Below are 25,203 nucleotides of genomic sequence, written 5' to 3' on the forward strand. Positions count from 1 at the left end.
GGACTCCCCCTCCCGCCGCGGCATGGCCTCTTGCGCGAGGAAAGGTTCGATGACACAACACCGCACCCACCCAAGACCGGGCTTGTGGGCCCTGCTCGTCGCGGCCGCCCTGGCGCTGCCCTCCCTGGGGCTGCTGCCCGTCGCCACCGCCGCGGAGCAGCCGAACGTGACGTCGACGTCCACGGTCGCCGAGGCCGCCGTCCAGACGCACGGGCTCAAGGGCGAGTACTTCAGCATGTCGGCGCCCGGAGCCCGCGACTTCGCCAAGCTCGGCGGCACCCTTCTCGACCCACAGATCAACTTCTCCGGACTGACCAGCACCTTCCAGGAGTTGACCGGCCGGACCGAGCACACCACCGCTCGGTGGACGGGACAGATAACGGCACCCTCGACCGGCGACTACACCTTCTACGCCATCGGCGACAACGGATTCCGGCTGTACATCGATGGCAAGCCCGTCATCGACCACTGGGTGGGCGACTGGGACCAGGAGCAGACCAGCGCACCCGTCCAGCTGACCGCCGGTGAGGAGCACGACTTCCGCCTGGAGCTGTTCCAGGACACCGGCGGAGCCAACATGTATCTGCGCTGGTCGACACCGACGCTGCCCAAGCAGCTCGTGCCGATGTCGGCGTTCACTCCGCCCGGCGACTTCGAGGTGTACCCGGTCGAACCGACCGTCGCCACGGACGGCAAGCGGGTCCGACTGCGCTTCGACGGCAGGACAGGCGGCCTCCAGACGGTCAAGGACCATCTGGAGATCCAGGCCGACACCACCGCGATGCCCGTCAAGTCCGTCGCCGTCCACCCCGGCGATCCCGACTCCCTGCTCGTCACGCTCTCCGAGGCGATCCAGCTGAACCAGTCGGTCAGGGTCTCCTACGACGGTCAGGGCGGTCTCACCGTCGGCGGCGAGAGCGTGCCGAAGCTGATCCGCTACGCCGAGAACGCCTCCACCCACCGGCTCACCACCGAGTGGGGCGACAAGCTCGACACGAAGCATCCGCTGCCGGAGTACCCGCGCCCCCAGCAGAAGCGCTCGGCCTGGAAGAACCTCAACGGGCCCTGGCAGTTCAGCGCCGCCGAGGCGGGCGAGGCCCCGGTCTTCGGCAAGAACCTCGACGAGAAGATCATCGTGCCGTTCGCCGTCGAGTCGCAGTTGTCGGGGCTGGAGCGGCACGAGGACCACATGTTCTACCGCAAGCTGGTCGACGTACCCAGCAGTTGGAAGGTCGGCAAGAGCGGGCAGGCCAACCGGCTCAAGCTCAACTTCGGTGCCGTGGACTACCGGGCGACCGTGTACGTCAACGGCACGAAGGTCGCCGAACACACCGGCGGCTACAACGCGTTCACCGCCGACATCACCGACGCGCTCCAGGGCGGCGGCCCTCAGGAGATCGTCGTCGCGGTCACCGACACCGGTGGCGCCAACCAGCCCATGGGCAAGCAGTCCAGCAACCCCGGTGGCATCTTCTACACGCAGACGTCGGGCATCTGGCAGACGGTGTGGATGGAGCCCGTGGCCGCCACGTCCATCGACGACATCGTCACCACCCCCGACATCGACACCTCCACGCTCGCCGTGACGGTCGACTCCCAGAACGCCTCCCCCTCGGCACGCGTCGAGGCGGTGGCCCGGGACAAGAAGGGCAAGGTCGTCGGCAGGGCCGACGGCCCGGCCGACAAGCAGCTGACGCTGCCCGTCGCCAAGCAGCACCTGTGGAGTCCGGACGACCCCTACCTCTACGACCTCGACGTCAAGCTCACCGACGGCCGCGCCACCGACAAGGTCACCAGCTACTTCGGTATGCGCGAGATCGGGGTGAAGAAGGTCGGCGGCTTCAACAAGCTCGTCCTCAACGGCAAGCCGATCTTCTCCCTCGCCACCCTCGACCAGGGCTTCTGGCCCGACGGTCTGTACACCGCGCCCAGCGACGAAGCCCTCGCCTTCGACCTCAAGGCGCACAAGCAACTCGGCTTCAACGCCGTCCGCAAGCACATCAAGGTCGAACCGGCCCGCTGGTTCTACCACGCCGACAAACTCGGCCTGCTGGTCTGGCAGGACTTCGTCTCCGGGAACATCACCGACGAGAGCGGCCAGAAGGCCTTCGTCGAGCAGGGCCGGGAAACCATGCGCCAGCACCACAACGCGCCCTCGGTCATCGGCTGGATCGTCTTCAACGAGGGCTGGGGCGAGTGGAGCCGCGAGGAGACCGGCCGGATCACCGAGGCCGTGCAGGCCGCCGACCCGTCCCGTGTCGTCAACGCCCACAGCGGCGTCAACTGCTGCAACTCCAAGGGTGATGCAGGCAAGGGCGACATCATCGACCACCACGACTACAACAACACCGACCCCGCCTTCCCGGACGACACCCGGGCGGCCATGGACGGCGAGCACGGCGGGTTCGTGCTGCGCACCCCGGGCCACATGTGGCCGGGCGCCCCGACCGTGATCTACAGCGGCGTCAATTCCAAGGAGGAGCTGACCCGCAAGTACGTGCAGAACACCGAGCAGTTCTACCTCGCGCAGGCCGGCGCGGAACTGTCCGGCTCGGTCTACACCCAGATCACCGACCTGGAGAACGAGCTCAACGGCCTCTACACGTACGACCGTCGGGAGATCAAGGTCGACGCGGCCCAGGTGCGGGCGGTGAACCGCAAGGTGATCGCGGCGGGCGCCGCGGCCGGCTCCGGGAAGCCGCTGACCGGCGGTGCGTGGAACCTGGACGAGAACACGGGCACGACCGCCGCGGGCCAGGGGTCGGGCACCCAGCCCCTGACCCTGCGCGAGGGCGCGTCCTGGACCCCCGGAGTCAGCGGCAGCGCCCTGAAGTTCGACGGACAGAAGCAGTACGCCGAGACCGCGGGTCCCGTCCTCGACACCTCGGGCAGCTACTCGGTGGCCGCCTGGGTCCGTCTCGACCAGCTCCCCGGCAACTACGCCACCGCGGTCAGCCAGGACTCCCGGGCCACGGCCAACTCCTTCTACCTCCAGTACGGCCACGGCAGCTTCGCCTTCAGCACGCCCGGTGAACGGCGCGCGCAGGTGGCCACGGCCGTGGAGACGGGCCGCTGGTACCACCTGGTGGGCGTACGGGACGCCACCACCAACGAGATCCGCCTCTACGTCGACGGAAAGCTCGCCGCGACCACCACCGGAGGCGCCGCCTACCCGAGCACCGGAGGACTGACCGTGGGCCGCGCCCACTGGGGCGGCTCGAACGTCGACTTCTGGAACGGCGCGGTCGACGAGGTCCACGCGTTCGACAAGGCGCTGAGCACCGAGGAGGTGAGCGGCCTCTACAGCGACGAGAAGCCCTGATCCTCCCCCGCACGGGCCGGCCCCGGCCACGGGAGTCCAACTCCCGTGGCCGGGGCCGCCGCACGACGTCGGACGGCGGTCACGGCGCCCAGGGCGCGTCCACCGACCAGGTCGTGTCCTGCGTGAACAGGGCGGGGTTGTCGTAGGTGTGGGCGCCGCCCGGCGTGGCGAGCCACAGTTCGGCGTTGTAGTGGCGCAGATACTGCTCGGGGAAGTTGTAGGCGGACAGGCGGACGCCACCGTTCGCGCCGGGGACGGGGCAGAAGGTGGCGTCGGCGCGGAAGACGTCGGTCGTGCCGGACTCCTTGTAGACGCGGTAGTCGCGGTGGCGCAGGTACTCGCCGGGGTAGTTGCGGGACTCGAAGCTGTAGCACGTGTTGTTCGCCAGGCCGGGGACGATCTTCCAGGTGGCGTCGTTCTTGAGCAGTGCGTCGCTGCCGCTGCCCACGACCGCGGTGAAGACCGCGCCGTCCTGGTGACGGACGTACCGGTCGGTGTAGCCGGGGGTGGTCACGCGCAGGGACTTGTACTGGCCGGTGGGCAGGGTGGCCGGGGTGGTGGTGCCCTGGGAGGCGTCGATCAGGGCCCGGTTCGCGGCGCGTACCCGGGCCTCGTCGACCTTGACGACCTGACGGTCGTAGGTGAGCAGGCCGTTGGCCTCGTTCTCCACGTCGGTGATCTCGGTGTAGACCGACGCGGACAGCCCGCGGGGCATACGGACCTGGCGGATGGCGTCGATCAGGCCCACGAAACGGTTGTTCAGGTTGGTCTGGCTCGGCTGGTCCTCGTAGCTGAAGCCGCCGCCCGGGTACCACTCGTGGCCCGAGACCTTGTAGCCCAGTCCGCCGAACTCGCCGAGCACGGCGGCTCTGGTGGTGCTGGGCACCGTGGTGCCGGGCCCGACGTAGACATGGTGGTCGAGGAGGTCGCCGTTGCCGCCGTCGACGGCTCCACAGCAGTTGACGCCGCTCATGTTGTCGACGAGGCGTGAAGGGTCGTACGCCTTCACCTCGTTGGCGATACGGGCCTGGTCGTACTGCCCCCAGCCCTCGTTCTGGTTGACCCAGACGACGAGCGAGGGTGAGCTGCGGTGCTGGTCGACGATGCGGTCGTACTCGGCCTCCCACTGGGTGCGGGCGGCGCTGTCGGGGGTGCGGGTGTCCATGGCGGGCATGTCCTGCCACACCAGCAGGCCGAGCCGGTCGGCCCAGTAGAACCAGCGTTGCGGCTCCACTTTGATGTGCTTACGGACCATGTTGAAGCCCAGATCCTTGTGCTTTTGCAGGTCGTGGCGGAGTGCCGCGTCGGTGGGCGCGGTGTAGATGCCGTCGGGCCAGTAGCCCTGGTCCAAAGTGCCGGTCTGGAAGACGAACTTGCCGTTGAGGACGGGCCGAAGATGGCCGCCGACGCTCGCGAGGCCGATGGTGCGCATGCCGGTGTAGCTGCCGACCGAGTCGACGACGGTCGCGCCGGAGAGCAGGTCGGCCTTGACGTCGTACAGGAACGGATAGTCCGGGGTCCACAGGTGGGGGCTCGGGACGGGGACGGTGAACTCGCTGCCGACGGCGCCGACGGCCGTGCCGATGGTGGTGCCGCCGGTGGTCACGGTGACGCGGGCCTGGTGTCCGTTGATGCCGGTGCCGCGGACGGTGACCTTCAGTCTGCTGTTGGCAGGGTCCGGGACCAGGTCGAGGCGGGTGACGGCGGCGGAGGCGGTGGGCTCCAGCCACACCGTCTGCCAGATGCCGGAGGCCGCGGTGTAGAAGATGCCTCCGCCGGAGTGCGGGGCGACGTCACGGATGCGCTGCTTGCCGATGGCCTGGTTGCCCGTCTCGGTGGGGTCCCAGACCGAGACGACGACCGTGTTGGTGCCGCCGTTGAGCAGGCTCGTGATGTCGAACGAGAAGGCGTCGTACCCGCCGTTGTGCACCGCGCCCGCCTGGACGCCGTTGACCCAGACGGTGGTCCGCCAGTCGCTGGCACCGAAGTTGAGCTGTACGCGGCGCCCGTTCCAGTCGGCGGGGACCGTGAAGGTGCGCTTGTACCAGAGCTTGTCGTTCTGCGTGATCTTGCGCTGGATGCCGGAGAGGGCGGACTCGGCGACGAAGGGGACCCGGATCTGTTCGGTGAACGAGGCGGGCCGGCCGGCGTCGGCGGAGGTGACCGCGAAGTCCCAGATGCCGTTGAGGTTGGCCCAGTCGGGGCGGGTCAGCTGGGGCCGTGGATATTCGGGCAGGGGGGTGTCGGTGGGGACCTGATTGGTCCACGGGGTGGTCATCGGCGACGGCTTGGGCGTCCACGCCTGCGCGGCGGCGGTGGCGGTCCCGGTGGCCGTCAGTGCCAGTGCGGCGAACGTCGCGAGCGCGGCCAGCACGGTGGTCGTCCACCGCAGGCGGTGTCTCAGCCGGGCCAACTGCCTCTGCTGCACGGGTACTCGACGCATCGTGACTCCTTGGGTGGTGGGGCGGGGAGACGTGCGCGTGCGAAAGGCGGCCGGGGCGTGGGCGTCCGACCGCCTGGAACCGGAGGCGGCGGCAGGCTTGCGGGGCCCTGCCGCCGTCCGGGGTCTGTCACATCAGTTGCCGTCTGCGGCCCAGCCAGGTCTGGGCGATGACGACGACGGCCAGGAATGCGCCGCTGACGACCTGCTGGTAGGAGGAGTCCAGGGAGCCGATCTGGTTGATGACGTTCTGGATGACCTTCAGCAGCAGCACCCCGACCAGCGAGCCGCTGACGTAGCCGAGGCCGCCGGTGAGCAGGGTGCCGCCGATGACGACGGCGGAGATGGCCTCCAGTTCCATGCCGGAGCCGAGGATGGTGACCCCGGACGCCAGCCAGGCGGCGTTCAACGCGCCCGCCAGGCCCGCCAGGAGCCCGGACAGGGTGTAGACGAGGATCTTGGTGCGGGCCACCGGGGCGCCCATGAGAGCCGCCGCGTCCTCGTTGCCGCCGACCGCGTACACGTGCTGCCCGAAGCGGGTGCGGCGCAGGACGACGGCACCGGCGACGAACAGCGCGAGGGTGATCCAGACGGGGTTGCCGAGGCCGAGGGTCTTGCCCTGGCCGAGTTCGGCGAGCACCGAGCCCTTGGCGATGAGGTAGGTGTCGGCGCCCTCGTCGGTCAGTGCCAGCATCAGCCCGCGGGCGCCCAGCATGGCGGCGAGGGTGACGATGAAGGGCGCCAGCCGGGACCGGGCGACGAGCAGGCCGTTGACGGCGCCGATGAGGCCGCAGACCGCGAGCGGGAGCAGCAGCGCCACCAGGGTGCCGTGGCGGGAGCCCCAGGCGGCCAGGACGCCGCCCAGGGCGAAGAGGGAGCCGACGGAGAGGTCGATGCCGCCGGTGATGATGACGAAGGTCATGCCGAGGGCGACGATCGCGAGGAAGGCGGAACTGGTCGCCATGTTGCCGAGGTTGTCGCCGGTGGCGAAGGTGTCGAAGGAGAACGACGCCACCAGGGAGACGAGCACGAGGACGGCCAGGGCTCCGTGCTGCTGGGTCAGTGCGCTCAGTCGCTCGGAGCGGGCGGGGCCCACCGGCTCGGTGGCCTCCTCGGGTTCGTTGCTCGCGGTGGTCACGGGTGCGTCCGTCCCGGTCGTGGTCATCGCTTCCCCCGTCCCCGCGCCGCGTAGACCGCGGCGACGATCACCACGGCCTGCGCGATCTGTGTCCAGGACGGCGGCAGGTCGTGCTTGATGAGCGTGGCGGTCAGGAGCTGGATGAGGACGGCTCCGGCCACGGTTCCGGCGATGTTGACGCGTCCGCCGGTCAGCGGGGTGCCGCCGACCACCACGGCCGTGATCGCGGACAGTTCCATCAGGTTGCCCAGCGAGGTCGGGTCGCTGGCCTGGAGCCTGGCGGTGGCCAGGACGCCCGCGACGGCCGCGAGGAGCGCGCTGACCACGTAGACGACGATCAGGACGCGCCGTACGGGCAGGCCGGCGAGCTGGGCGGCGGGGCGGCTGTCGCCGACGGCCAGCAGCTGGCGTCCGAACGTGGTGCGGCGGACGACGAACGCGACCAGCAGTGCGAGCCCGGCGGCGATCAGGATCAGATACGGCACGCCCATGACATCGCCCGAGCCCAGGGACGCAAGGCCGGGGTTGCGCAGGTCTTTGAGCTGCGGCAGCAGCACGAGGGCCAGTCCCCGGCCGCCGACCATCAACGCCAGCGTGGCGACGATGGGTTGGACACCGATGACCGCGACCAGCGCGCCGTTGGCCAGCCCGACGCCGGACGCGAAAAGGGCGACGGCGAGGAGGGCGGGCAGCAGGCCGTAGCCGAGGTAGAGAGCCGTGACGGAGGCGGCCAGCGCCATCACGGCGCCGACGGACAGGTCGACGCCCTCCGTGCCGATGACCAGCGCCATGCCGAGGGCGACGATGATGACGGGGGCGACCTGGACGGCCTGGGTGCGGAAGTTCTCCGCGGACAGGAAGTGCGGGGTGATGACGACGTTGACGACGAGCAGCGCTCCCACCCCGGCGTAGACGCCGTAGGTCTGGAGCCATTGCAGGACACGGTTCTTGTCGAACGGGACGGTGCGCAGGGCGGCTTCAGCCATCGGCGGCGGCCTCCTCGCGGGTGTCGCGCGCGGAGGGGTCCCCGGCGATGGCGCGCATCAGTTTCTCCTCGGTGACGTCGCCGCCGGTCAACTCGCTGACGACGGCGCCGTCTTTCAGTACGACCACGCGGTCGGACCCTTCGATCAGTTCCTCCAGGTCGGAGGAGATGAGCAGGACGCCCAGGCCGTCGGCGGCGAGTTCGTCGACGAGTTTCTGCACCTCGGCCTTGGCGCCGACGTCGATGCCCCGGGTGGGTTCGTCGAGGAGGAGCACCTTGGGGTGCATGGCGAGCCAGCGGGCGAGGAGCACCTTCTGCTGGTTGCCGCCGGAGAGTTCGCCCACCTTCTGCTGCGGCGAGGAGGCCTTGATGCGCAGCCGTTGGACGAAGGTGTCCACGACGGCGTCGACGCGGGTCTCGGAGACCAGGCCGAAGCGGGACAGGCGCGGCAGTACGGCGAGGGCGATGTTCTCGCGCACCGACAGGCCCGGGACGATGCCCTCGCTCTTGCGGTCCTCGGGCAGCAGGCTGACGCCGGCCCGGAGGGCGGCCGGGGTGGATCCCGTGCGCAGCGGCACACCGGCGACCGTGACCGTGCCCGAACGGGTGGGCAGGGCACCGGCGATGGCCTTGGCGGTCTCGGTGCGGCCCGATCCGAGCAGCCCGCCCAGTCCGACGACCTCGCCGGGCCGGATGGTCAGCGACACGTCGTGCAGTTGGTGAGGGGCCGTCAGTTCGCGTGCTTCCAGGACCGGTTCGGTGTCAGTGGCGCTGTGGTCGCCGGTGAACTTGGTCAGGCCCTCCGTGCGGACCTCTCCGAGGTCCCGGCCGAGCATCGTCGAGACGAGGGACATACGGTCGAGTCGGGACAGGTCGCCGTGGTGGACGCGTCGGCCGTCGCGCAGCACGGTGACGGTGTCGCACACGGCGTACAGCTCGTCGAGGCGGTGGCTGACGTAGACGACGGCGATGCCCGCGTCGCGCAGGCGGCGGATGACGGTGAAGAGGGTTTCCACCTCTCGGGGTTCGAGGGAGGAGGTCGGCTCGTCCATGATGACGATCCGTGCGTCGGTGGCTACGGCTCGGGCCAGGGCGACCATCTGCTGGGCGCCGACGCCGAGGGTGCGCAGCGGGCGGCGGACGTCCACCCGCACCCCGTAGGTGCGCAGCGTCTCCTCCGCCTGCTGGTTCATGCGTGTCATGTCCAGCAGGCCGAAGCGGTCGCGTGGTTCGCGGCCCAGGAACAGGTTGCGGGCGACGCTGAGCAGCGGGATGAGGTTGACCTCCTGGTAGATGGTCGAGATGCCCGCCTTCTGCGCCTCCAGCGGAGTGGCGAAGGAGACCGTGCGGCCCTGGTAGAGGAGCTCGCCCCCGTCGGGTCGGTAGACGCCGGTGAGGAGTTTGATGAGGGTCGACTTGCCGGCGCCGTTCTCGCCGATCAGGGCGTGGACCTCACCCGCGTGCAGGGTGAGGTCGACGTCGTCCAGGGCCCGGACGCCGGGGAAGGTCTTGCTGAGTCCGCGGACGGCGAGGACTTCGGCGGTGGGTGCCACGTTGTGCCTCCAGAGTGCGTGGAAGGGACAGCGGGAGCCGGCAAGGCGCGCGGGGCCCGGCCGACCGGGCCCCGGGATCCGTCAGTAGGCCTTGCCGAGGTCGCCCTTGGCGTTGTCCGCGGTGTAGGCGCCGTCCTCGATAACGATGTCCTGGGCCACTTTCTCGCCCTGGGTGAAGGTGTCCAGGGTCTGGAAGGCCAGCGGTCCGAAGCGCGGGTTGGACTCGATGACCCCGCTGATCCAGCCGTCCACGATGCCCTGGACCGCGTTCCGGGTGCCGTCGACGGTGACGATCTCGACGTCGCCGGCCTTCTTGCCGGCGCCCTTCAGCGCGGCGACGGCACCGAGGCCCATCTCGTCGTTCTCGGCGTAGATCCCCTTGATGCCGGGCTTGGACTGGATGAGCTGCTCGGTGACCTGCTGGCCCTTCTCGCGGGCGAAGTCACCGGTCTGCTCGAACACGACCTTCAGGTCCGGTGCCTTCGCGGCGAGCTGGTCCTTGAAGCCCTTGGTGCGTTCGGTGGTGACGTTGTTGCCCGCGGCGCCGAGCAGGATCGCGACCTCGCCCTTGCCGCCGGTCGCCTCGATCATCTGGTCGGCTGCGCGCTTGCCCTGCTCGACGAAGTCGGAGGCGATGAAGGAGACGTAGTCCTTGCAGGCGGTGGCGTTGATCTTGCGGTCGATGGTGACGATGGGGACCTTCTTGGCCGCGGCGGCCTGGAGGACCGGGTCCCAGCCGTCGGAGTTCAGCGGCGCGATGACCAGCAGGTCGACGCCCTTGGCGAGCAGGTCCTGCACATCGCTGATCTGCTTGGAGAACTGCGACTGGGCGTTGGCCGTCAGCAGTTTGACGCCCCGTTTCTTCGCCTCGTCCCTGATGGACTGTGTCTCGGCGATGCGGAACGGGTTGGCTGCCTTCTCCGACTGGGAGAAGCCGACGGTGGCGTTCTTGAGGTCGAGCTTCTCGGCGCCGTAGGCATCGATGGTGCAGGTCTTGGCGTCCGGTGCGGGCGAGGCGACCTTCTGTTCCGAGTCCGCGGCGGCCGAGCTGGAGGAGTCGTTCGACGCGTCGTCCTCCGACTTGGCGCAGGAGGTTGCGGTCAGTGCCACCGCCGCGGCCAGTGAGACGACCACTGGACGGGCGAGGAGGCGACGGCGATGTGCGGTGCGCTGCATGGTGACCCCGATCCGGGCGACGCTGAAGGGGAACTGGGGAGGTGGTGGGCGAGCTGAGGCCGAGCACAGGTCGAGCAGGAACGTCGAGCAGGGTGGCGCTTCTCCCCCGGCGGATTCTGCTGTTCGACCCGCCGCACAGAGGTTTTTACATCGTTGGAAGGACGCTGTAAACCCCCTGTGCACACCGCGGCGGCCGAACCCTCGACGGCCACGGCGATCACAACGGCCGCACCTGGTGCGCGCGTTGCGGAGCGCCAGCCTCAACAGCAGTCCAGAGCACCGGCATTGAGGGACGACGTCGCGCCGCAGGCATGTGGCGCGACGGAGACGGCCGTCGACCTGCCCGTTCATTGCTGATCGCAACGCCCCTGCGTAAGGCTCGCTTTGGGCAGAGAAAGGCCCACCCGGAACATCGCAGACGAGCTACCCGAAGCCCGTCCACGCGCCGCACATCACCCCTGGCGGGCGCCGTCCGGTGCGGCCCGGCCCAGCGTGCTCTCCCGTTCGACCAGGCGGTAGTCCGCCCACACCCGGCGGGGTTCTGGCGGCGTGTCACCGCCCAGGCGGGCCAGTACCGACTCGACCGCGAGCCGGCCGATGGCTCCCTTGTCCGGCGACACGGACGTCAGCGTCACCGCGCCGAACCGTCCCTCGACCACGTCGTCGAAGCCGACGACCGCGATGTCCTCGGGCACCCGCAGCCCGCGTTCATGCAGCACGCGCATCGCACCGATGGCCATCGGGTCGTTGTAGGCGAAGACCGCGTCCGGACGCCGGCCCGACTCCAGGATGCGGGCCATGGCCGTCGCCCCGTCCATGTGACCCCAGCCGTCGGTGGCCGCGACCAGCCCGTCGTCGGCCGGGAGTCCCGCGGCGGACAGTTCCTCGCGCCAGCCGCGGATGCGCAGTTGCGCGGGTTCGCTGCGTCCTCGCCGCGCGCCGATGAACGCCACCTCGCGTCGCCCCAGACCGACGAGGTGCCGTACCGCGGCGCGGGCGGCGGCGACGTTGTCGATGGCGATGTGGTCGTACGGCAGGGCGTAGTCCCGCTCGCCGAGCAGCACCAGGGGGACGTTCTCCGCCCGGTCACGCAGATCCTCGGTCTCCAGCTCGATGGGGCTGAGGATGAGGCCGTCGATCACTCTCGCCCGGAAGCCCTGGCTGACCAGCACCTCCTGCTCGCGCAGGCCTCCGGTGTGATCCAGCAGCACGATGTAGTCGTGCGCGGAGGCGGCGTCGATGACGGCCGCGGCCAGCTCGGCGAAATAGGGGTTGCCGAGTTCGGGCAGCGCGAGCGCGATGATGCCGGTGCGTCCTTTGCGCAGATGTCGAGCGGTGAGGTTGGGCCGGTAGCCGAGTGCGTCGATCGACTCCTGGACGCGCTCCCGCATGGCCGGTGTGACGTGCTCGTAGTTGTTCACCACGTTGGAGACGGTCTTGATCGAGACCCCAGCGTGCGCGGCAACGTCCTTGAGGCTGACCCGCACGGCCTTCCCTTCACCAGCGTCCCGGCCGAAGTGACCGGTAAGGGTACGGAGTCTTCACCATGAGCCGTGCCGGAGTCCCCGTACATGAGCTTTTACAACGTTATACAGGCGTTATCGCCAGGCTGACAAGGAGGACGACTCGGGCGCTGCGAAGGTTCCTGCGCCACGGCACGCGTGACCCACGTTCGGGTGAAGGCGCAGGTGCTCGGCGGTCGTCGGCCGCGGCGGCCGGTAGGAAGCGGGTATGGCGATCAGGGGGCCGGGCGGAGCAGTGGCGGTCGGGCGGCGGCGTGACGGGTGGATGTATCTGGCGCTGACGGTGGCCGGCCTGGCGGGGGCGGTGTGGGTGAGCTGGCGGTTCGGGCTGCCGGTGGCCGGGACGGTCACGGCGTCGCTGCCGTCGGTGGGCGGGATGTATCTGTCGTGGGCCGCCTTCCGCAACAGCAGCCCGACGCTCCTCCCGGCCGGCGCCCGTGATCTCGCTGCGACAGCGGACCGGTTGGCCATCGAGGTGCGGGGGCAGTGGATGGCCGAACTGACAGCGCGACGGGTCACCGTCCCCTATGCGCTCGCGGTCTCCTGGCGGGCCGCCCCGCCCGCGCTGAGCGGGCCGTGGCAGCTGCTCGGCCGCACCGCCCGTGGCTGGCCGGGAGGGTCGCCGGGGAGCCCGGAGGGGTGGGCGCGGGAACCGACGGACCTGGCAGGGCGGGACGGTGAGATCACGGACGTGTTCCTGCGGCGCGTCCCGACCCGGCGCCTGGTGGTGCTGGGGGAACCGGGGTCCGGCAAGACGGTGTTGCTGATCCGGTTGCTTCTGGGCCTGCTGGAGACCCGCGAGCCGGGAGGCCCGGTTCCCGTGCTGGTGCCCTTGGCGTCCTGGGACCCCGCTCAGTTGCCCTTCGACGCGTGGCTGGTAGGACAACTCGCCGGTGACTACCCGATGTTGGGCGCCGGCGAGGCGGTGTCCGAAGGGCAGGACGCCGGTGCGCGGGCGTTGATCGAGGCGGGAATGATCGTCCCCCTGCTGGACGGGTTCGACGAGATGCCCCCACAGACCTGGGCCCTGGCCCTCGACGAGCTCAACGCGACTCTGCCGCCCGGCCAGGCGGTAGTGCTCGCCAGCCGGAGGGACGCCTACGTCGCCACCGCACGCCCCGTCGACCGGCTTGCGGTACGGCTGGCTGCCGCCCCCGCGGTGGAATTGTGCCCTCTGGACCAGCGCACGATCGGCGAATATCTGGTGCAGGGCTCCGACTGCTCGGACGGGGCGGTCGAAGCCCGTTGGCGACCGGTACTTGAGCAGTTGGACTGCCCCGCACGTTCACCGTTGGCGGCTTCGCTGTCCACGCCGCTGATGCTGTCCTTGGCCTCCGCCGTCTACAACGCCCGCCCCGGTGAGGCTCTCACGGCCCTGCCGGATCCGGCCGAGCTGTGCGACCGCGCCCGCCTGCCCCGACGCCAGGACGTCGAACGGCATCTGCTGGCCGCGGCCGTACCCGCCGCCTACCGCCCGCGCCCACGTCGCCCCTGCCAGTGGGACAACAGCACCGCCACCCGCACCTTCCGCTTCCTCGCCGCCCATCTGCGCCATCTCGACGGTGGCAGCACGGACTTGGCATGGTGGCGGCTGCGATCCGCCCTGCCGCCCCGGCTCGTTTCCCACTCCACAGGCGTTGTGCTGGGACTGGTCTCCTGGGCCGCGGCGCTCCTGGCCGCCTACGTCCGCACCAGCCTGACCGGCGACACACACCTCTGGTGGGTGGCGGGAGCGCCCGCGGCGTTGATCGCCGGCATGGCGGCGGGTCTCGCCTGCGACATCGGCGCGGCCATGACCGCGGGGGTGACCTCCACGACCGCCAGTGCGGTGGCCTTCTGGCTGGTCGACCCCGCGGCGGCGGGACCACGCTTTCCCTCCGACTACGTTCCGCTCGGCGGGCTCGCCTTCGGATTCGCCGGCGGGCTGGTCGGCAGTGTCGTCGGAGCCCGCACGGACCGGCCCTACCACTCCCCTCCTCCGGCGCCCTCCTGGACCTGGGACAGGGGCATGTGTCTGCGCGGTCTGGCGGCCGGCTCGGCCCTGTGGTTCCCCTTCGCATGGCTCGGCGCGGTCACCGCCTGGTCCGTCGCCCTGGTCAACGCCGCCGTCTATGCCACCGCCGGTGGCCTGCTCGGGTCGGCCGCCAGGCGCCCGGACACCCACCGTCCTGCCCCGGCCACCCGGCTTCGCTGGTCCTTCGATCCGCGCACCATCGCCATCGGGCTGACCACTGGGCCCGCCTTCGGACTGGCCCTGCTCCTCATGGACTACCCCGCCGCACTCCTGGCGGGCGACCAGCACGCTCTCGTCGACGGCCCCATCCGCTATGTCCTGTACTGCGCGCTCGACGGGCTCGGCCTCGGACTGGCCGCCGCGGTGCGAGCCCGCCCGGCCGACGCGGCCACCGCCGCCGCGCCCGGCCTCCTCCTGCGCCAGGACCGTACGGCCTTCCGTCATCTCGCCCTGCTCACGGCCCTCTTCGCGGGACTCGCACTCGCCGCACCCAGCGCGCTGACCTTCCTGGTCGCCAGGGACCCCTTGGCCGGCTTTCCCGTCGAGCCCGACAGCACCCACCTGCTCGCCCCGCTCCCTGCGGCCGCCCGGTCCGCCGTCTACTGCCTGGCCCTCGCCACCGGCGGACTCGCCGTGGGGCTCGCCGCCGCCATGAGTCGAACCGCCTGCTGGCCCTACGCCCTCACCCGCGGCTACCTGGCGGTCCGCCACCGCATCCCGTTCCGCCTCACGGAGTTCCTGACGGATGCTCACGAACACCGAGCGGTTCTCCGCAGGGTCGGCGCCGTGTACCAGTTCCGCCATCTCGAACTGCAACATCACCTGGCCCCGCCTGGAGACAACACCCGGGATGCGCAACCGACTCGGTGCCCGGGGACCACCGACTCCGGCATCGTCTAGGGGCACGGGGTCATGACGTCGGTGACGGTCCGCCCGGGTGTCGCCGCGGGGGGTGTCCGCCGAGGGGGAGGTGACATGCATCGCTAGAAATCGCCTGCGACCCTCAAGGGAGAGCGGCGCGTTGACATGGTTGCCCATCAGACGGCGACGAGCCTGTTGAGCAGGCGGGCCAGCTCTGCCGGTGCCTGGATGTGCGCCAGGTGGCCCTGGTCGGGGAGTTCGTGGACTCCGGCGTGCGCGAGGTGCTGCCGCACGTGGTCGAACGTCGTTCCGTAGGGGGCCGTTCCGCGATTGCGCCGGCCGATGATCAGGTCGACTTGGCCTGCCCGCCGTGCCATCAGGTCCGGAGGCGGTGTCGCATTGAGCGCCGCGAGTTCGGCGTACAGCGGTTCGCTCAAGCGACGCAATATCGCCCAACTGAGAGGATCGGCTCGAAGGTTGTCGACATGCGCTGCGGAGAAGCCGGAGATCCGCCGATTGACGATCTCGACGCAGCGATCCCAGTCCGCCGTCTCCGCTGCCGTCTTCAGGTCCGGCAGCGCATGGCGTCCGAACGGTTCCAGCACCGGCTCATAGGCGATCAGTTGGTGAACCGGGCTCTCGTCGGCGGCCAGCAAGGCGATCAACCCGCCGTAGCTCCAGCCGAAGAGAGCTCTCGTGCCGTTGAACTCGTCGAGGACCACGCCGAGGTCCTCCACCTCTGTCCGCAGCGAGTACAGATCGGTCAACGGCCCCGAGGGGGCACGGCCGCGACGGTTCACGACCACCACGGAGGGCCAAGCGTCGATGGCGCCCGCCACATGGCGCCACGTATGCGCATCGCTCATCACCCCCGGGACGACGACGAGGCCCGGAGTATCCGGCTCCCCGTACACATCAACCGTGACCCAACTGCCCCCGCCGACCGACAGCTTCTTCTGAATCGTTCGCTCCACAAATTCATTATGGAGCGAACGATCTACAATGCAAGCGTGACCGAACGCAACCGTGGACGCCCCCGGGCCTTCGACCGCGACCGTGCGGTCCTCGACGCCGCTCGCCTCTTCTGGCGACGCGGCTACTCGGGTACCTCGACCCGCACCCTGACCGCGACCCTCGGGCTTTCCACCTCCAGCCTCTACGCGGCCTTCGGCAACAAGGCCGGACTGTTCGAGGAAGCGGTGCGCACCTACGGCGAGCGCTACCGCGAGATCTACCAACAGGCTGTCGCCGAGAAGCACGTCCGCACGGTCATCGAACGCATCCTCACCGACTCGGTCCACGAGTTCACCCAGCCGAGCAGCACGCACCCCGGATGTCTCATCAGCAGCGCCGTGATGACCGACAGCACTAGCACGCTCGATACCAGCGCCTACGTCGCCGAATTGCACAGCTCGAACGAGCAGGCCCTCCTCGCGCGCATCGAACAGGCGATCCAGGACGGGGAACTGGCCGCGGGCACCGACGCAGCGGTCCTGACCGGGCTCGTCCAATGCGTCTGGCACGGATTGTCGGTGCGATCCACCGTCGACACGGCTCGCGAGGACCTGCTCGCGACGGCGCGACTTGCCCACGACGTGATCCGCCGACAACTCATGTCACCGACGTCCTGACCCGCACCATCCGCGTCACGTCCGCTCTCGACCCGTCGGCCGGTTCCACATCCGTCCGGCTGGAACCACCGGCAGTGCCCGAACACCTGCCCAGGCCCGCACCGAACGCCTCCGTGGGACCGAAGTCATCGAATCGCTGAACGCGTGGGCGGGCTGGGTTAGCCTCCTCTTCCACCACAAACGAACTGGCGTACGCCGAAAGCGACTTCGGGGGATTTCTTGTCGGGACAGCAGCCGCAGCGGGCGGACGACGCGGGTGCGGCGCTGCGGCGGACCGGTGCCGCGCCGCTGCGGCCCGGCGACCCGCGACGGGTCGGCCCCTGGGTGCCCGTGGCGCTGCTCGGCAGCGGCGGTATGGGACGGGTCTATCTGGCGCGCCCCGCGCAGGACGACCCCGGTCTGGTCGCGGTCAAGGTGATCAGGCCGGAGTACGCGGAGGACCCCAGATTCCGCCGCCGCTTCGAACGGGAAGCGGAGGTGCACGCCCGACTGCGCATGCCGTACGCGCCTCGGTTGTGCGGCACGGGCTTCGACGACGACCTGCTGTGGATGGCCACCGACTACGTGCCCGGCTTCGACCTGGCCGAGACCGTACGCGAGGACACACCCCTGCCGACGGACGCCGTCTGGCGACTGGTGGCCGACCTCGGGCAGGCCCTGGAGGGGCTCAGCGCCGAAGGCATCGTGCACCGGGACCTCAAGCCGTCCAACGTCCTGCTGTCCGTCCACGGCGCCCACGTGATCGACTTCGGGGTCTCCAAGGCCGCCGACGCCAGTGCGCTCACCGGTACGGGCAATCGCGTCGGAACTCCCGCGTACATGTCGCCCGAGCACCTCAAGGAAGGCCGCTCCGACATCCGGTCCGACGTGTTCTCGCTGGCCGGGACCCTGGTCTACGCGGCCACCGGGCGCGCGCCGTTCGGCGACGGCACGGGCGTCGACGTCATGCACCGGGTGGCGTACGAGAACGCGAATCCCGAGGTGATCGGCGAGATCTCGGCGGCGGATCCGGACCTGGGCCGGTTGCTGACCGCCTGCCTGGCCAAGGATCCCGCAGAGCGGCCCACCCCGCAGGAACTGATCGACGCCGCCGCGACACGTACGACGCCTGCCGCCTGGCCCGAGCCGCTGGGCGCCAACCTGCTCGCCCGGCAACAGGCGTACGAGACACTGCGCCGCCTGCCCGTGGCGACCCTGACCAGTCTGTGGTCGCCGGTCGTCCCCGCCTCAGCACGGGTGACCAGCCCTGTTCCAGCCCCTGTGGCGCCGCCGGTGCCGATCGAACACGGCCCGGCGACAGCACCGTCGGGGTCGCCGGACCGGGCCGGGGCTTCGTCCTCGCGCGGCAGGAGGGCGTTATGGATCGCCGCCACATCGCTCTCGGCCTGTGTCCTGGCTGCGGCGGTCTTCTGGAGCATTCCCGGGGAGCGGTCCGCGACCACCCACGGTCCGGAAGTCGGCGCCCGCTCCGGCGGCGACATCTCGACCGTGCCCGGGGGCCGCTCGTCCACCCCCGGGCCCTCGGGCACCGGCGGGCTGACCCGCCCGGACGTCGACGGCGCAGTGGCCGAGGACCTCGACAGCGGGACGGAGACGGCCACTTCGCAGCGCGAGGCCCAGCGCTCCGCCGAACCCAACACGGACCCGACTGACGGCGTTCCCTCTCCCACAGCGTCCCCCGCCGACTCCCCCTCCCCCACCACGTCCATCTCCACGGGCACCGCTCCCTGGCTCTCCGAGTGCACCTACTACACCGGCAGCGGACGCACCCGCCTCGGTGACACCGGCAGACGCGTCCAACAGGTGCAGTGCATGCTGACCAAGCGCGGGTACGGCGTCGGAAGCACGGGCGTCGACGGGGAGTTCGGGACCGGCACCCAGACCGCGGTGCAGGCGTTCCAGAGCGACCGGGGCCTGGATGCCGACGGAGTGGTGGCACACAACACCTGGGTCGCCCTGCGCGGCACCGAGTAGCACCCTGCGGTCAACGCCGAGTCCATGCCGCGAGTCCCGGTCGTGACCCTCGATGGACGTTAGGCTTCGCCCGCACGGACATGACGGGGGCTGAGTGCATGAAGTCCGAAGGGGTGCCGCGGTGGGCGTCGGCTCTGGACGCGGTGGTGGTCTACGCGCAGGGCGCGCTGTGCAGCCGGCTGGCGCAGGGAACGGTTCCGGCCGACGGCCGCGTACTGGTGACGGGGCTGCCGCGCACGGTGGACCCGGGTTCCGTGCGGGCCCGGGTCACGGGTGACTCCGGTGCACGGGTCACCTCGGTACGCGTCGAGGTGGAGGCCGAGCCTGCCGACGGCGACACGGCTGACGGGCTGCGGCGGGAGAGGGACCGCCTGAAGGACGCCTGCGCCGCGGCCCGGGGGCAGCACGAGCGGCTCCTGGTCCGGATCAAGGAGATCACCGAACTCCGTCCGGTTCCGCCGCCGCGCAGGCGCGACGACCCCGATCACCACCGCAGTACCCCTGCCGAGGCATGGTTGACGCTCGCGGACTTCGTCGACGAGCGGCTGACGCGCCTGCACGAGCGCCTCGCCGAATCCGAGGAGGAGCTGCGCCGCCTCGAACACGACCTGGCCGTCGCCGCTGATCGCTGCGACCGCGCGTCCACCGCCGCAGCGTCCGGGCAGGTGCGCACCACGGTCTGCGCGGCCGTGACCCTCGACGGCGGGACCGGAGAGGTGGGCCTGGAGATCGAGTACGGCGTCCCGGGCGCCGTGTGGGTGCCCGCCTACCGCCTGACCTGCCGTCAGGGCGACGACAGCGGCACCCTCGTGCTGCGCGCCGGCGTGGCCCAGCGCACCGGTGAGGACTGGACCGGCGTACGGATCGCCCTGGCCACCGCCGACCTGGGGCGCGCCGCGGAGCTGCCGAGACTGCGCTCGCTGCGCATCGGCCGCCGCCAGCCCGCCCCCGAGCCGTCCGGCTGGCGTGAGCCGCCCGCCGGGCTCGCCGACCTCTTCACGGCGTACGACTCCGCAGGGCCCCGGCCGGTTGCGGCCACCGCCCCTGTCCCCGTCGGCGCGGCCCTTCGGTCCGCCGGCCCGGAGGGACCTGCCCTCCCGCCCGTTCCCCCCTCCGTGGGCACGGCCGGTGTGCCCGTCCCGCCCGCGCGTCCGGCGTACGGCGGCATGCCCCCGGCACCCCCGGCCCCTGGCGGCCTCCCGGCACCGGTCGCGTCCGCGCAAGCGGCGCAACCGAGGAGGGCCACCCTCGCCGCCGCGCCCCAGGCGGCCCCCGCGGCCGCGCTGATGGCTCCCCCGGGGATGATGGCTCCACCCCCGGCGCCGCCTGCCCCACCCGTCGGCCCGCCGCAGCCCAGCGGCGCCGAACTCGACTACGCCGCGCTCGTCCTCAACGGCCCCGAGGAGCCGGGAGCACGCAGGGGAAGGCTGTTCCCCGCCCCGTCGTTCGACGCGGTGGCCGTGGAGCACCGTCGACGGGCCGAGGCGGTGGCCGCGCTGCCCCTGCCCGCACACGCCGTGCGGCCTCGTGCGTCGGCGGGCTCCTTCGACCATCGCTACGACGCCGTCGCCCGCGTCGACGTGCCCTCGGACGGCACCTGGCACACCGTCACCGTCGGCCGGATCCCGGTCGGTCTGCGGACCGAGTACGTCTGTGTGCCGTCGGTGGAGCAGCGGGTGTACGCGGCACTGGTGCTGTCCAACGCCACCGAGCAGGCACTCCTGGCCGGTCCCGTCGAGGTCCGGGTGGACGACGACTTCGTGGTGAGTGCCGCGCTGCCCACCCTCGCCCCGGGCGCGGCCCGGCGCATGGGTCTCGGGCCGGCCGAGAGCATCCGGGTCACCCGCCGCACGAGCCTCAAGGAGTCCACGGCCGGGCTGCGCAACAACGTCACCGTGCTCGCCCACGGCGTCCATGTGGAACTGGCCAACACCCTGGGCGAGCCCGTCACCGTCGAAGTCCGCGAACAAGTACCGACCGCCGCCGAGGCGGACATCCGCATCGAGGAACAGGCCGACTGGACGGCCCCCGAGGACACCGCTTCCGCCGACGACCCCGACCCCGGCACGCGCGTGTGGCGCGTGGACCTGCCCGCCGGAGGCACCGCCGCCCGCCGCGGCGGCTATGAGATCCGCATCCCGGCCGCGAAGGCCCTGGTCGGCGGCAACCGCAGGAGCTGACACACCATGTCCACCGACCTCGACCCGATCCCGCTGCCCGTCACCGCCGTCACCTGCCTGGAGGACCGGGCCCAGGTAGAACGCTCCGCCGACCTCGAACTCCGAACCGGCGTGCAGCGGCTGCGACTCGGGCCGATCAGCGCTCTCGCGGTCGACCCGACCCTCCACGCCGAGGTGACCGCCGCCGAAGGCGCGGCGACCGTCCTCGACGCCCGGATCGTCCGCGCCTGGACCCCGCGCGGGCCGCTGCCCGGCTCCGACGACTCGGCTCTGCGTCTGCGTGTCCACGCCGTCAACGAGGAATCCTCCGCGCTCGAACGGCAGCGTGACCGGCTGCGTGCCCGCCTCGACCTGCTCTCCCGTCTCGCCGCCGACCTGCTGCGGGAGATCGGCGAAGGGACCGGTCACGGAGCGACCGACACCGCACGGTGGACGGCCGAACTCGACCGGGTGGACGACCAACGTGACGCGCACGGCGAGCACTTGCGTACCGTCGAGGCCGGTCTGGCAGCCCTCGCCACCGAGCTCCGTCAGGCGGAGCACGCCGTCGAGCTGTCGGAACAGCACCCCGCGGAACTGCTCGGCCACGTCGAGCTGACCCTGGAGGCCTCCACAGCCGGCCCGGCCCGGCTGAGGCTGAGCCACCTCACCGCCTGTGCCCTGTGGCGCCCCACCTACCGGGCCGTGCTCGACGGAGAGCAACTCACCCTGGAGACCGACGCCATGGTCTGGCAGCACACCGGCGAGGACTGGAAGGACGTACGCCTCACGTTGTCCACGGCCCGCTCTGCGCTGGCCACCGAACCGCCGCGCCTCATGCCCGACCGGCTGACGCTCACCGACCGCTCCCCCGCCGAGCGGCGCACGGTCGCCGTCGAACTGCGCGAGGAGGACATCGCCGAACCGGGTCCGGCCCCGGTGCTCGGCCTGCCGGGGGTGGACGACGGCGGCCGTGCCCAGATCCTGCGCTCCCCCGCCCCCGTCTCCGTCCCCGCCGACGGCCGCGCCCACCGGATCCCGCTGTCCGTGGCCGACACGGTCGCGCGCCACGAGTACGCCTGCTCACCGGAGTTGTCCCCACTCGTCACGCACGTCGTGCGCTGCGACAATCCGGCGGGGCACGCACTGCTGGCAGGCCCGGTGGACCTGGTCGGTGCGGGCGGCTTCGGCGGCCGTGGGGTGCTGCGCTTCACTGCTCCCGGAGCGCCCCTGGAGCTGGCCTTCGGCAGTCACGACGACTACCGGGTGCTGCGCGAGGTGGAGGAATCCCGTGACTCCTCCGCACTGCCCCAGCGCACCACCGTCACCCGCACGGTTCGTCTGCACCTCTCCCGCTTCTCGGCTCCGGGTGAAACAGGCGAGCAGACGGTGACCGTACGCGAACGCCTCCCGGTCTCCGAGGTGTCGGCGGTGGAGGTACGGCTGCGCAAGGAAGCCTGTTCCCCCGCTCCGGACACGGTCGACGCCGAGGGCATCGCCCGCTGGGACGTCGGTTTGCCGCCGAACGGCCGCCGCACGCTCACCCTCGTCTACGACATCGTGGCGAGCGCCAAGGTGACCGGGCTCTGAGGGGCTGCGTCGTTCGTTTTTGTGGCAGCAGTTCATGGATGTGACGGGATAGCGCTTACGGAAAGAATGTGCCCCTTGTGGCATATGCGGCGTTTCATGCCTTTTGCGATGTCTACTCGTCGGGGGAATCACGCCGGAAGAAGGGTGAGACAAGCATGATCACCAACGAGCAGATTCCAGCAGTCCTGAACCATCCGATCCTCGACGAAGGCGGCAAGAAGATCGGTGAGGCCAGGCATGTGTTCCTGGACGACGCCACCGGGCGCCCCGAGTGGGCGTCCGTGAAAACCGGCATGTTCGGCACCAGCGAGTCCTTCGTGCCCATCAGCCACGCTTCGGTGGTGGACGGCCACGTCGAGGTCCCCTACTCCAAGAGCAAGGTGAAGGACGCACCTCATGTCGACGTCGAGGCCGGCGGCCATCTGTCGGCGACCGAGGAACACCGGCTCTACGAGTACTACGGCATGAGCTGGGACGAGTCCTGGGCTCGCGCCAACGAACCCGGCGAGAGCGGCTGGGCGCACGGTGACGCCGCGGGGCATGACCGTGGCGGCTATCAGGACGAAGCCCTGACGCGCTCCGAGGAAGAACTGCACGTGGGCGTCGAGCGGCGTGAGACGGGCCGGGCCCGCCTGCGCAAGTACGTCGTGACCGAGGAGCAGGAGCGCACCGTTCCACTGCGGCACGAGGAAGTACGCGTCGAGCGCGAGCCCATCGCCGAGACCGACCGCGACGCCGCCCGGCGGGAGACGGAGATCGGCGAGGCCGAACAGGAGGTCGTGCTGCACGAGGAGAGGCCGGTCATGGAGACCGAGGTCGTGCCGAAGGAGCGCGTCCGCCTCACCACGGAGGAGCACACCGAGCAGGACCGTACGCGGACAGGTGCGCAAGGAGCGCATCGACAGCGACGCCGAAATCCTCGACGACACCGACGAGCCGGGTTACGGCCGCTAGGCCGTGTCTTTCGGATCAGCCCGACTCGGAGCGACGGTGCTGAACCGGTGCCGATGAGCGGGGCTTGGTGCGTGCAGCTGCAAGGCGGAGGAGGGAGTCGACGCGGAGCGTCGGCGACCGACGACAACGCGGCAGATGGGCGTGCCAAGCCCTGCGGCCCCGGGATGATCCGAAAGACACGGCCTAGGGCAGAGCCCGACCCACCCGCACCGGACACCGAGCGTCGCCGGCACCCCCGGCGACGCTCCACCGGCGAGTGCCGGCATCTGACCATCGCTCACCCCGAGACCATCGACGCCAAGGTTGACTGGGAGGCCCGGCAAGCGACGCGGGACAGGGCCGACTCCTGGTGAGGGCGCCTTCACAGCAGCCAACCTCGTCAGGAGACAGGCGCCCCCGGCAGGCGCCCCGCCAGCGTGGCCGCGAACTCCACGACCCGCGCGCAGACCTCTCGCACCGAGGCCACGACGCTGAGGACGAGGACAGGCAGCCTGCGGCCCACAGACCGCACCTGTCCTTTGACCCCGTACACAGCGCGCAGCAGCAGCCGATCGGGGTAGGGTCTTGGATCATCAGCGGGCGTCTCGCGGACAGGTGAGTGATGGCAGTTCCCTCGGTCGATACGCGCGTCTCGGGCGGCTGCGTGCACGCACTGGTCGACGGCGAGATGATCTACGAGCACCAGGCTCTGCTGCGCGAACGGTTCGAGGAGCTGCTCAAGCACAGCGAAGCCTGCATCGTGGTGAACCTGGCCGGGGTGGGGTTCTGTGATTCATCCGGGCTGAACGTCCTGCTGGACCTGCGCCGCCAGGCGGAGCAGAACGACAGGCAGCTGCTCCTCGCATGCGTACCCGCATCCCTGCGGCGCATCCTGGAGCTCACCGGAAGCGACCAGGTCCTGAGGATCTACGACACTGTCGCCGAGGCGGAAGCCGCCTGCACGGCACCATCCTGAGACCGAGGCCGTCACCAGCGGACGTCCAATGGGCTGGGCCGCAGGGCGGAACTTCGGTCACTGTGCTGAGAGTTCAGTGGCCGGGACCGAGAGCCAAGCTCATCACGAGGCGGTCCTCGCCACGCCCGAAGTAGTCCCGTCGCACCCCGCCGTACGGTTCCTCAACACGGAAACCAAGGGAGTGATAGAGCTCGATCGCAGGGTGGTTGTCGGGCTCCACGGTCAGCCGAACCGTTTCGATGCTCATGCTGCACAGGTGGGCGAGCACCGCCGCCATCAATGCACGGCCGAAGCCCTGGCTCCGACGGTCCAAGGCCACGCACAGGGCGAGAACCCAGGCGTCCCGCCCACACGGCGTAGGAGGCGCCAGCACATAGCCGTGCAAGCTCCCCGTGCCGTTGTCGAGGACCAGGAAGTGGTCGGCGTACACCTCGTAGAACTGTCGGAGGATGAAGGCGGGGTAGGCCGCATCCTGGAACACCTCCTGTTCAAGCCGCTCGAGTTCGGGCAGGTCGGCCTCGTGTACGCCGCGGAGCAGGGGCGGGCGGGCCTGGGGTGCGGCGACGTGCCCGGTGGCGAAGAAGCGTCCCAGAGGTTCGGCGGTCATGACGCTCCCGGCCGACTCGGGCGGACGGATGCCGCAGGCGTCTGCGCACGCGTTGGCCGCGTCCGCTGCTTCACTCATCCTGAGGGTGACCGGTACCACCGCGAAAGACGACGACACGGATCGCGGCATCGATGAGTGGGCACGATCAGGGCGGGGGTGTCGACATGTGCCCGGGCACCACCGAACGAGACGTCCTGCGCGCACTGGAGAACCTCGGCAGTCGACCGGAGATCGCACCCCGGCTCATCGCAGCGACAGGACGATACCGATCAGCGCGGCGGACATCCTCGTCACCTTCCACAGCCTCTCTATGAGGCGACG

At 70.5% G+C, this 25,203-nt stretch carries 17 protein-coding genes; 8 read left to right on the forward strand and 9 right to left on the reverse strand.

Features of this window, described 5'->3' with window-relative positions:
• Positions 1-49 precede the first annotated feature (49 nt).
• Positions 50-3,322 carry a LamG-like jellyroll fold domain-containing protein gene (locus tag ACIHIX_RS25795; protein WP_399959984.1) on the forward strand — a complete coding sequence of 1,091 codons (3,273 nt, stop codon included), beginning with the start codon at positions 50-52 and terminating at the stop codon, positions 3,320-3,322.
• Positions 3,323-3,401: 79 nt separating this feature from the next.
• Here ACIHIX_RS25795 and ACIHIX_RS25800 read toward each other — a convergent pair whose 3' ends face one another.
• From ACIHIX_RS25800 to ACIHIX_RS25825, 6 genes are all read right to left on the reverse strand, one after another.
• Positions 3,402-5,765, reverse strand: coding sequence for an AbfB domain-containing protein (locus ACIHIX_RS25800; RefSeq protein WP_399959986.1), 2,364 nt, complete (start codon positions 5,763-5,765; stop codon positions 3,402-3,404).
• 127 nt (positions 5,766-5,892) lie between these two features.
• The gene (locus ACIHIX_RS25805) at positions 5,893-6,927 is read right to left on the reverse strand and encodes an ABC transporter permease (protein ID WP_399959988.1); all 1,035 of its coding nucleotides are present in this window, start codon (positions 6,925-6,927) and stop codon (positions 5,893-5,895) included.
• Positions 6,924-7,886: an ABC transporter permease gene (locus tag ACIHIX_RS25810; RefSeq protein ID WP_399959990.1), complete on the reverse strand. Its 963-nt coding sequence runs from the start codon at positions 7,884-7,886 to the stop codon at positions 6,924-6,926. Before ACIHIX_RS25810 ends, ACIHIX_RS25805 begins: the two co-directional genes overlap by 4 nt.
• Positions 7,879-9,438 (reverse strand): sugar ABC transporter ATP-binding protein, encoded by a 1,560-nt coding sequence (locus tag ACIHIX_RS25815; protein ID WP_399959992.1) that lies wholly within the window; start codon positions 9,436-9,438, stop codon positions 7,879-7,881. The genes ACIHIX_RS25810 and ACIHIX_RS25815 overlap by 8 nt, the downstream gene beginning before the upstream one ends.
• An 81-nt stretch (positions 9,439-9,519) precedes the next feature.
• Positions 9,520-10,614: an ABC transporter substrate-binding protein gene (locus tag ACIHIX_RS25820; protein WP_399959994.1), complete on the reverse strand. Its 1,095-nt coding sequence runs from the start codon at positions 10,612-10,614 to the stop codon at positions 9,520-9,522.
• A 452-nt stretch (positions 10,615-11,066) separates the two neighbouring features.
• Positions 11,067-12,101 carry a LacI family DNA-binding transcriptional regulator gene (locus tag ACIHIX_RS25825; RefSeq protein WP_399959996.1) on the reverse strand — a complete coding sequence of 345 codons (1,035 nt, stop codon included), beginning with the start codon at positions 12,099-12,101 and terminating at the stop codon, positions 11,067-11,069.
• A 244-nt stretch (positions 12,102-12,345) separates the two neighbouring features.
• On the opposite strand from ACIHIX_RS25825, the gene ACIHIX_RS25830 reads away from it, so the two are divergent.
• Positions 12,346-15,051 carry a hypothetical protein gene (locus ACIHIX_RS25830; protein ID WP_399959998.1) on the forward strand — a complete coding sequence of 902 codons (2,706 nt, stop codon included), beginning with the start codon at positions 12,346-12,348 and terminating at the stop codon, positions 15,049-15,051.
• 137 nt (positions 15,052-15,188) lie between these two features.
• Here the strand turns inward: ACIHIX_RS25830 and ACIHIX_RS25835 are convergent, their stop codons facing one another.
• Positions 15,189-15,986, reverse strand: a complete 798-nt coding sequence (locus tag ACIHIX_RS25835) for an alpha/beta fold hydrolase (protein ID WP_399960000.1) — start codon at positions 15,984-15,986, stop codon at positions 15,189-15,191.
• Positions 15,987-16,022: 36 nt separating this feature from the next.
• On the opposite strand from ACIHIX_RS25835, the gene ACIHIX_RS25840 reads away from it, so the two are divergent.
• From ACIHIX_RS25840 to ACIHIX_RS25860, 5 genes are all read left to right on the forward strand, one after another.
• The gene (locus tag ACIHIX_RS25840; protein ID WP_399960001.1) at positions 16,023-16,643 is read left to right on the forward strand and encodes a TetR/AcrR family transcriptional regulator; all 621 of its coding nucleotides are present in this window, start codon (positions 16,023-16,025) and stop codon (positions 16,641-16,643) included.
• A 219-nt stretch (positions 16,644-16,862) separates the two neighbouring features.
• Positions 16,863-18,617: a protein kinase gene (locus tag ACIHIX_RS25845; protein ID WP_399960003.1), complete on the forward strand. Its 1,755-nt coding sequence runs from the start codon at positions 16,863-16,865 to the stop codon at positions 18,615-18,617.
• A gap of 98 nt (positions 18,618-18,715) precedes the next feature.
• Complete coding sequence (locus ACIHIX_RS25850; RefSeq protein WP_399960005.1) at positions 18,716-20,797, forward strand: DUF4139 domain-containing protein; 2,082 nt, start codon at positions 18,716-18,718, stop codon at positions 20,795-20,797.
• A 6-nt stretch (positions 20,798-20,803) separates the two neighbouring features.
• Complete coding sequence (locus tag ACIHIX_RS25855; protein ID WP_399960007.1) at positions 20,804-22,366, forward strand: mucoidy inhibitor MuiA family protein; 1,563 nt, start codon at positions 20,804-20,806, stop codon at positions 22,364-22,366.
• 155 nt (positions 22,367-22,521) lie between these two features.
• On the forward strand, positions 22,522-23,673 hold the full coding sequence (locus tag ACIHIX_RS25860) for a PRC and DUF2382 domain-containing protein (protein ID WP_399960009.1): 1,152 nt from the start codon (positions 22,522-22,524) through the stop codon (positions 23,671-23,673).
• 26 nt (positions 23,674-23,699) lie between these two features.
• Here the strand turns inward: ACIHIX_RS25860 and ACIHIX_RS25865 are convergent, their stop codons facing one another.
• A complete protein-coding gene (locus ACIHIX_RS25865) occupies positions 23,700-23,822 on the reverse strand; it encodes a hypothetical protein (RefSeq protein WP_399960011.1) in 123 nt (40 codons plus the stop codon).
• A gap of 99 nt (positions 23,823-23,921) precedes the next feature.
• Here ACIHIX_RS25865 and ACIHIX_RS25870 point away from each other — a divergent pair, with 99 nt between their 5' ends.
• Entirely contained in the window at positions 23,922-24,275 is a 354-nt protein-coding gene (locus ACIHIX_RS25870; protein WP_399960013.1) for an STAS domain-containing protein, read from the forward strand.
• Positions 24,276-24,348: 73 nt separating this feature from the next.
• Here ACIHIX_RS25870 and ACIHIX_RS25875 read toward each other — a convergent pair whose 3' ends face one another.
• Positions 24,349-24,882 (reverse strand): GNAT family N-acetyltransferase, encoded by a 534-nt coding sequence (locus ACIHIX_RS25875; RefSeq protein ID WP_399960015.1) that lies wholly within the window; start codon positions 24,880-24,882, stop codon positions 24,349-24,351.
• Positions 24,883-25,203 lie beyond the last annotated feature (321 nt).

It is taken from the genome of Streptomyces sp. NPDC051913 (genome assembly GCF_044593635.1).
GTDB lineage: Bacteria > Actinomycetota > Actinomycetes > Streptomycetales > Streptomycetaceae > Streptomyces.

What these genes read in the sequence shown, in the direction of transcription:
- ACIHIX_RS25800 (WP_399959986.1), bottom strand. Translation starts at nt 5,765, where the DNA reads ATGCGTCGAGTACCCGTGCAGCAGAGGCAGTTGGCCCGGCTGAGACAC.
- ACIHIX_RS25810 (WP_399959990.1), bottom strand. Translation starts at nt 7,886, where the DNA reads ATGGCTGAAGCCGCCCTGCGCACCGTCCCGTTCGACAAGAACCGTGTC.
- ACIHIX_RS25820 (WP_399959994.1), bottom strand. Translation starts at nt 10,614, where the DNA reads ATGCAGCGCACCGCACATCGCCGTCGCCTCCTCGCCCGTCCAGTGGTC.
- ACIHIX_RS25860 (WP_399960009.1), top strand. Translation starts at nt 22,522, where the DNA reads ATGATCACCAACGAGCAGATTCCAGCAGTCCTGAACCATCCGATCCTC.
- ACIHIX_RS25795 (WP_399959984.1), top strand. Translation starts at nt 50, where the DNA reads ATGACACAACACCGCACCCACCCAAGACCGGGCTTGTGGGCCCTGCTC.
- ACIHIX_RS25805 (WP_399959988.1), bottom strand. Translation starts at nt 6,927, where the DNA reads ATGACCACGACCGGGACGGACGCACCCGTGACCACCGCGAGCAACGAA.
- ACIHIX_RS25875 (WP_399960015.1), bottom strand. Translation starts at nt 24,882, where the DNA reads ATGACCGCCGAACCTCTGGGACGCTTCTTCGCCACCGGGCACGTCGCC.
- ACIHIX_RS25850 (WP_399960005.1), top strand. Translation starts at nt 18,716, where the DNA reads ATGAAGTCCGAAGGGGTGCCGCGGTGGGCGTCGGCTCTGGACGCGGTG.
- ACIHIX_RS25855 (WP_399960007.1), top strand. Translation starts at nt 20,804, where the DNA reads ATGTCCACCGACCTCGACCCGATCCCGCTGCCCGTCACCGCCGTCACC.
- ACIHIX_RS25830 (WP_399959998.1), top strand. Translation starts at nt 12,346, where the DNA reads ATGGCGATCAGGGGGCCGGGCGGAGCAGTGGCGGTCGGGCGGCGGCGT.
- ACIHIX_RS25870 (WP_399960013.1), top strand. Translation starts at nt 23,922, where the DNA reads ATGGCAGTTCCCTCGGTCGATACGCGCGTCTCGGGCGGCTGCGTGCAC.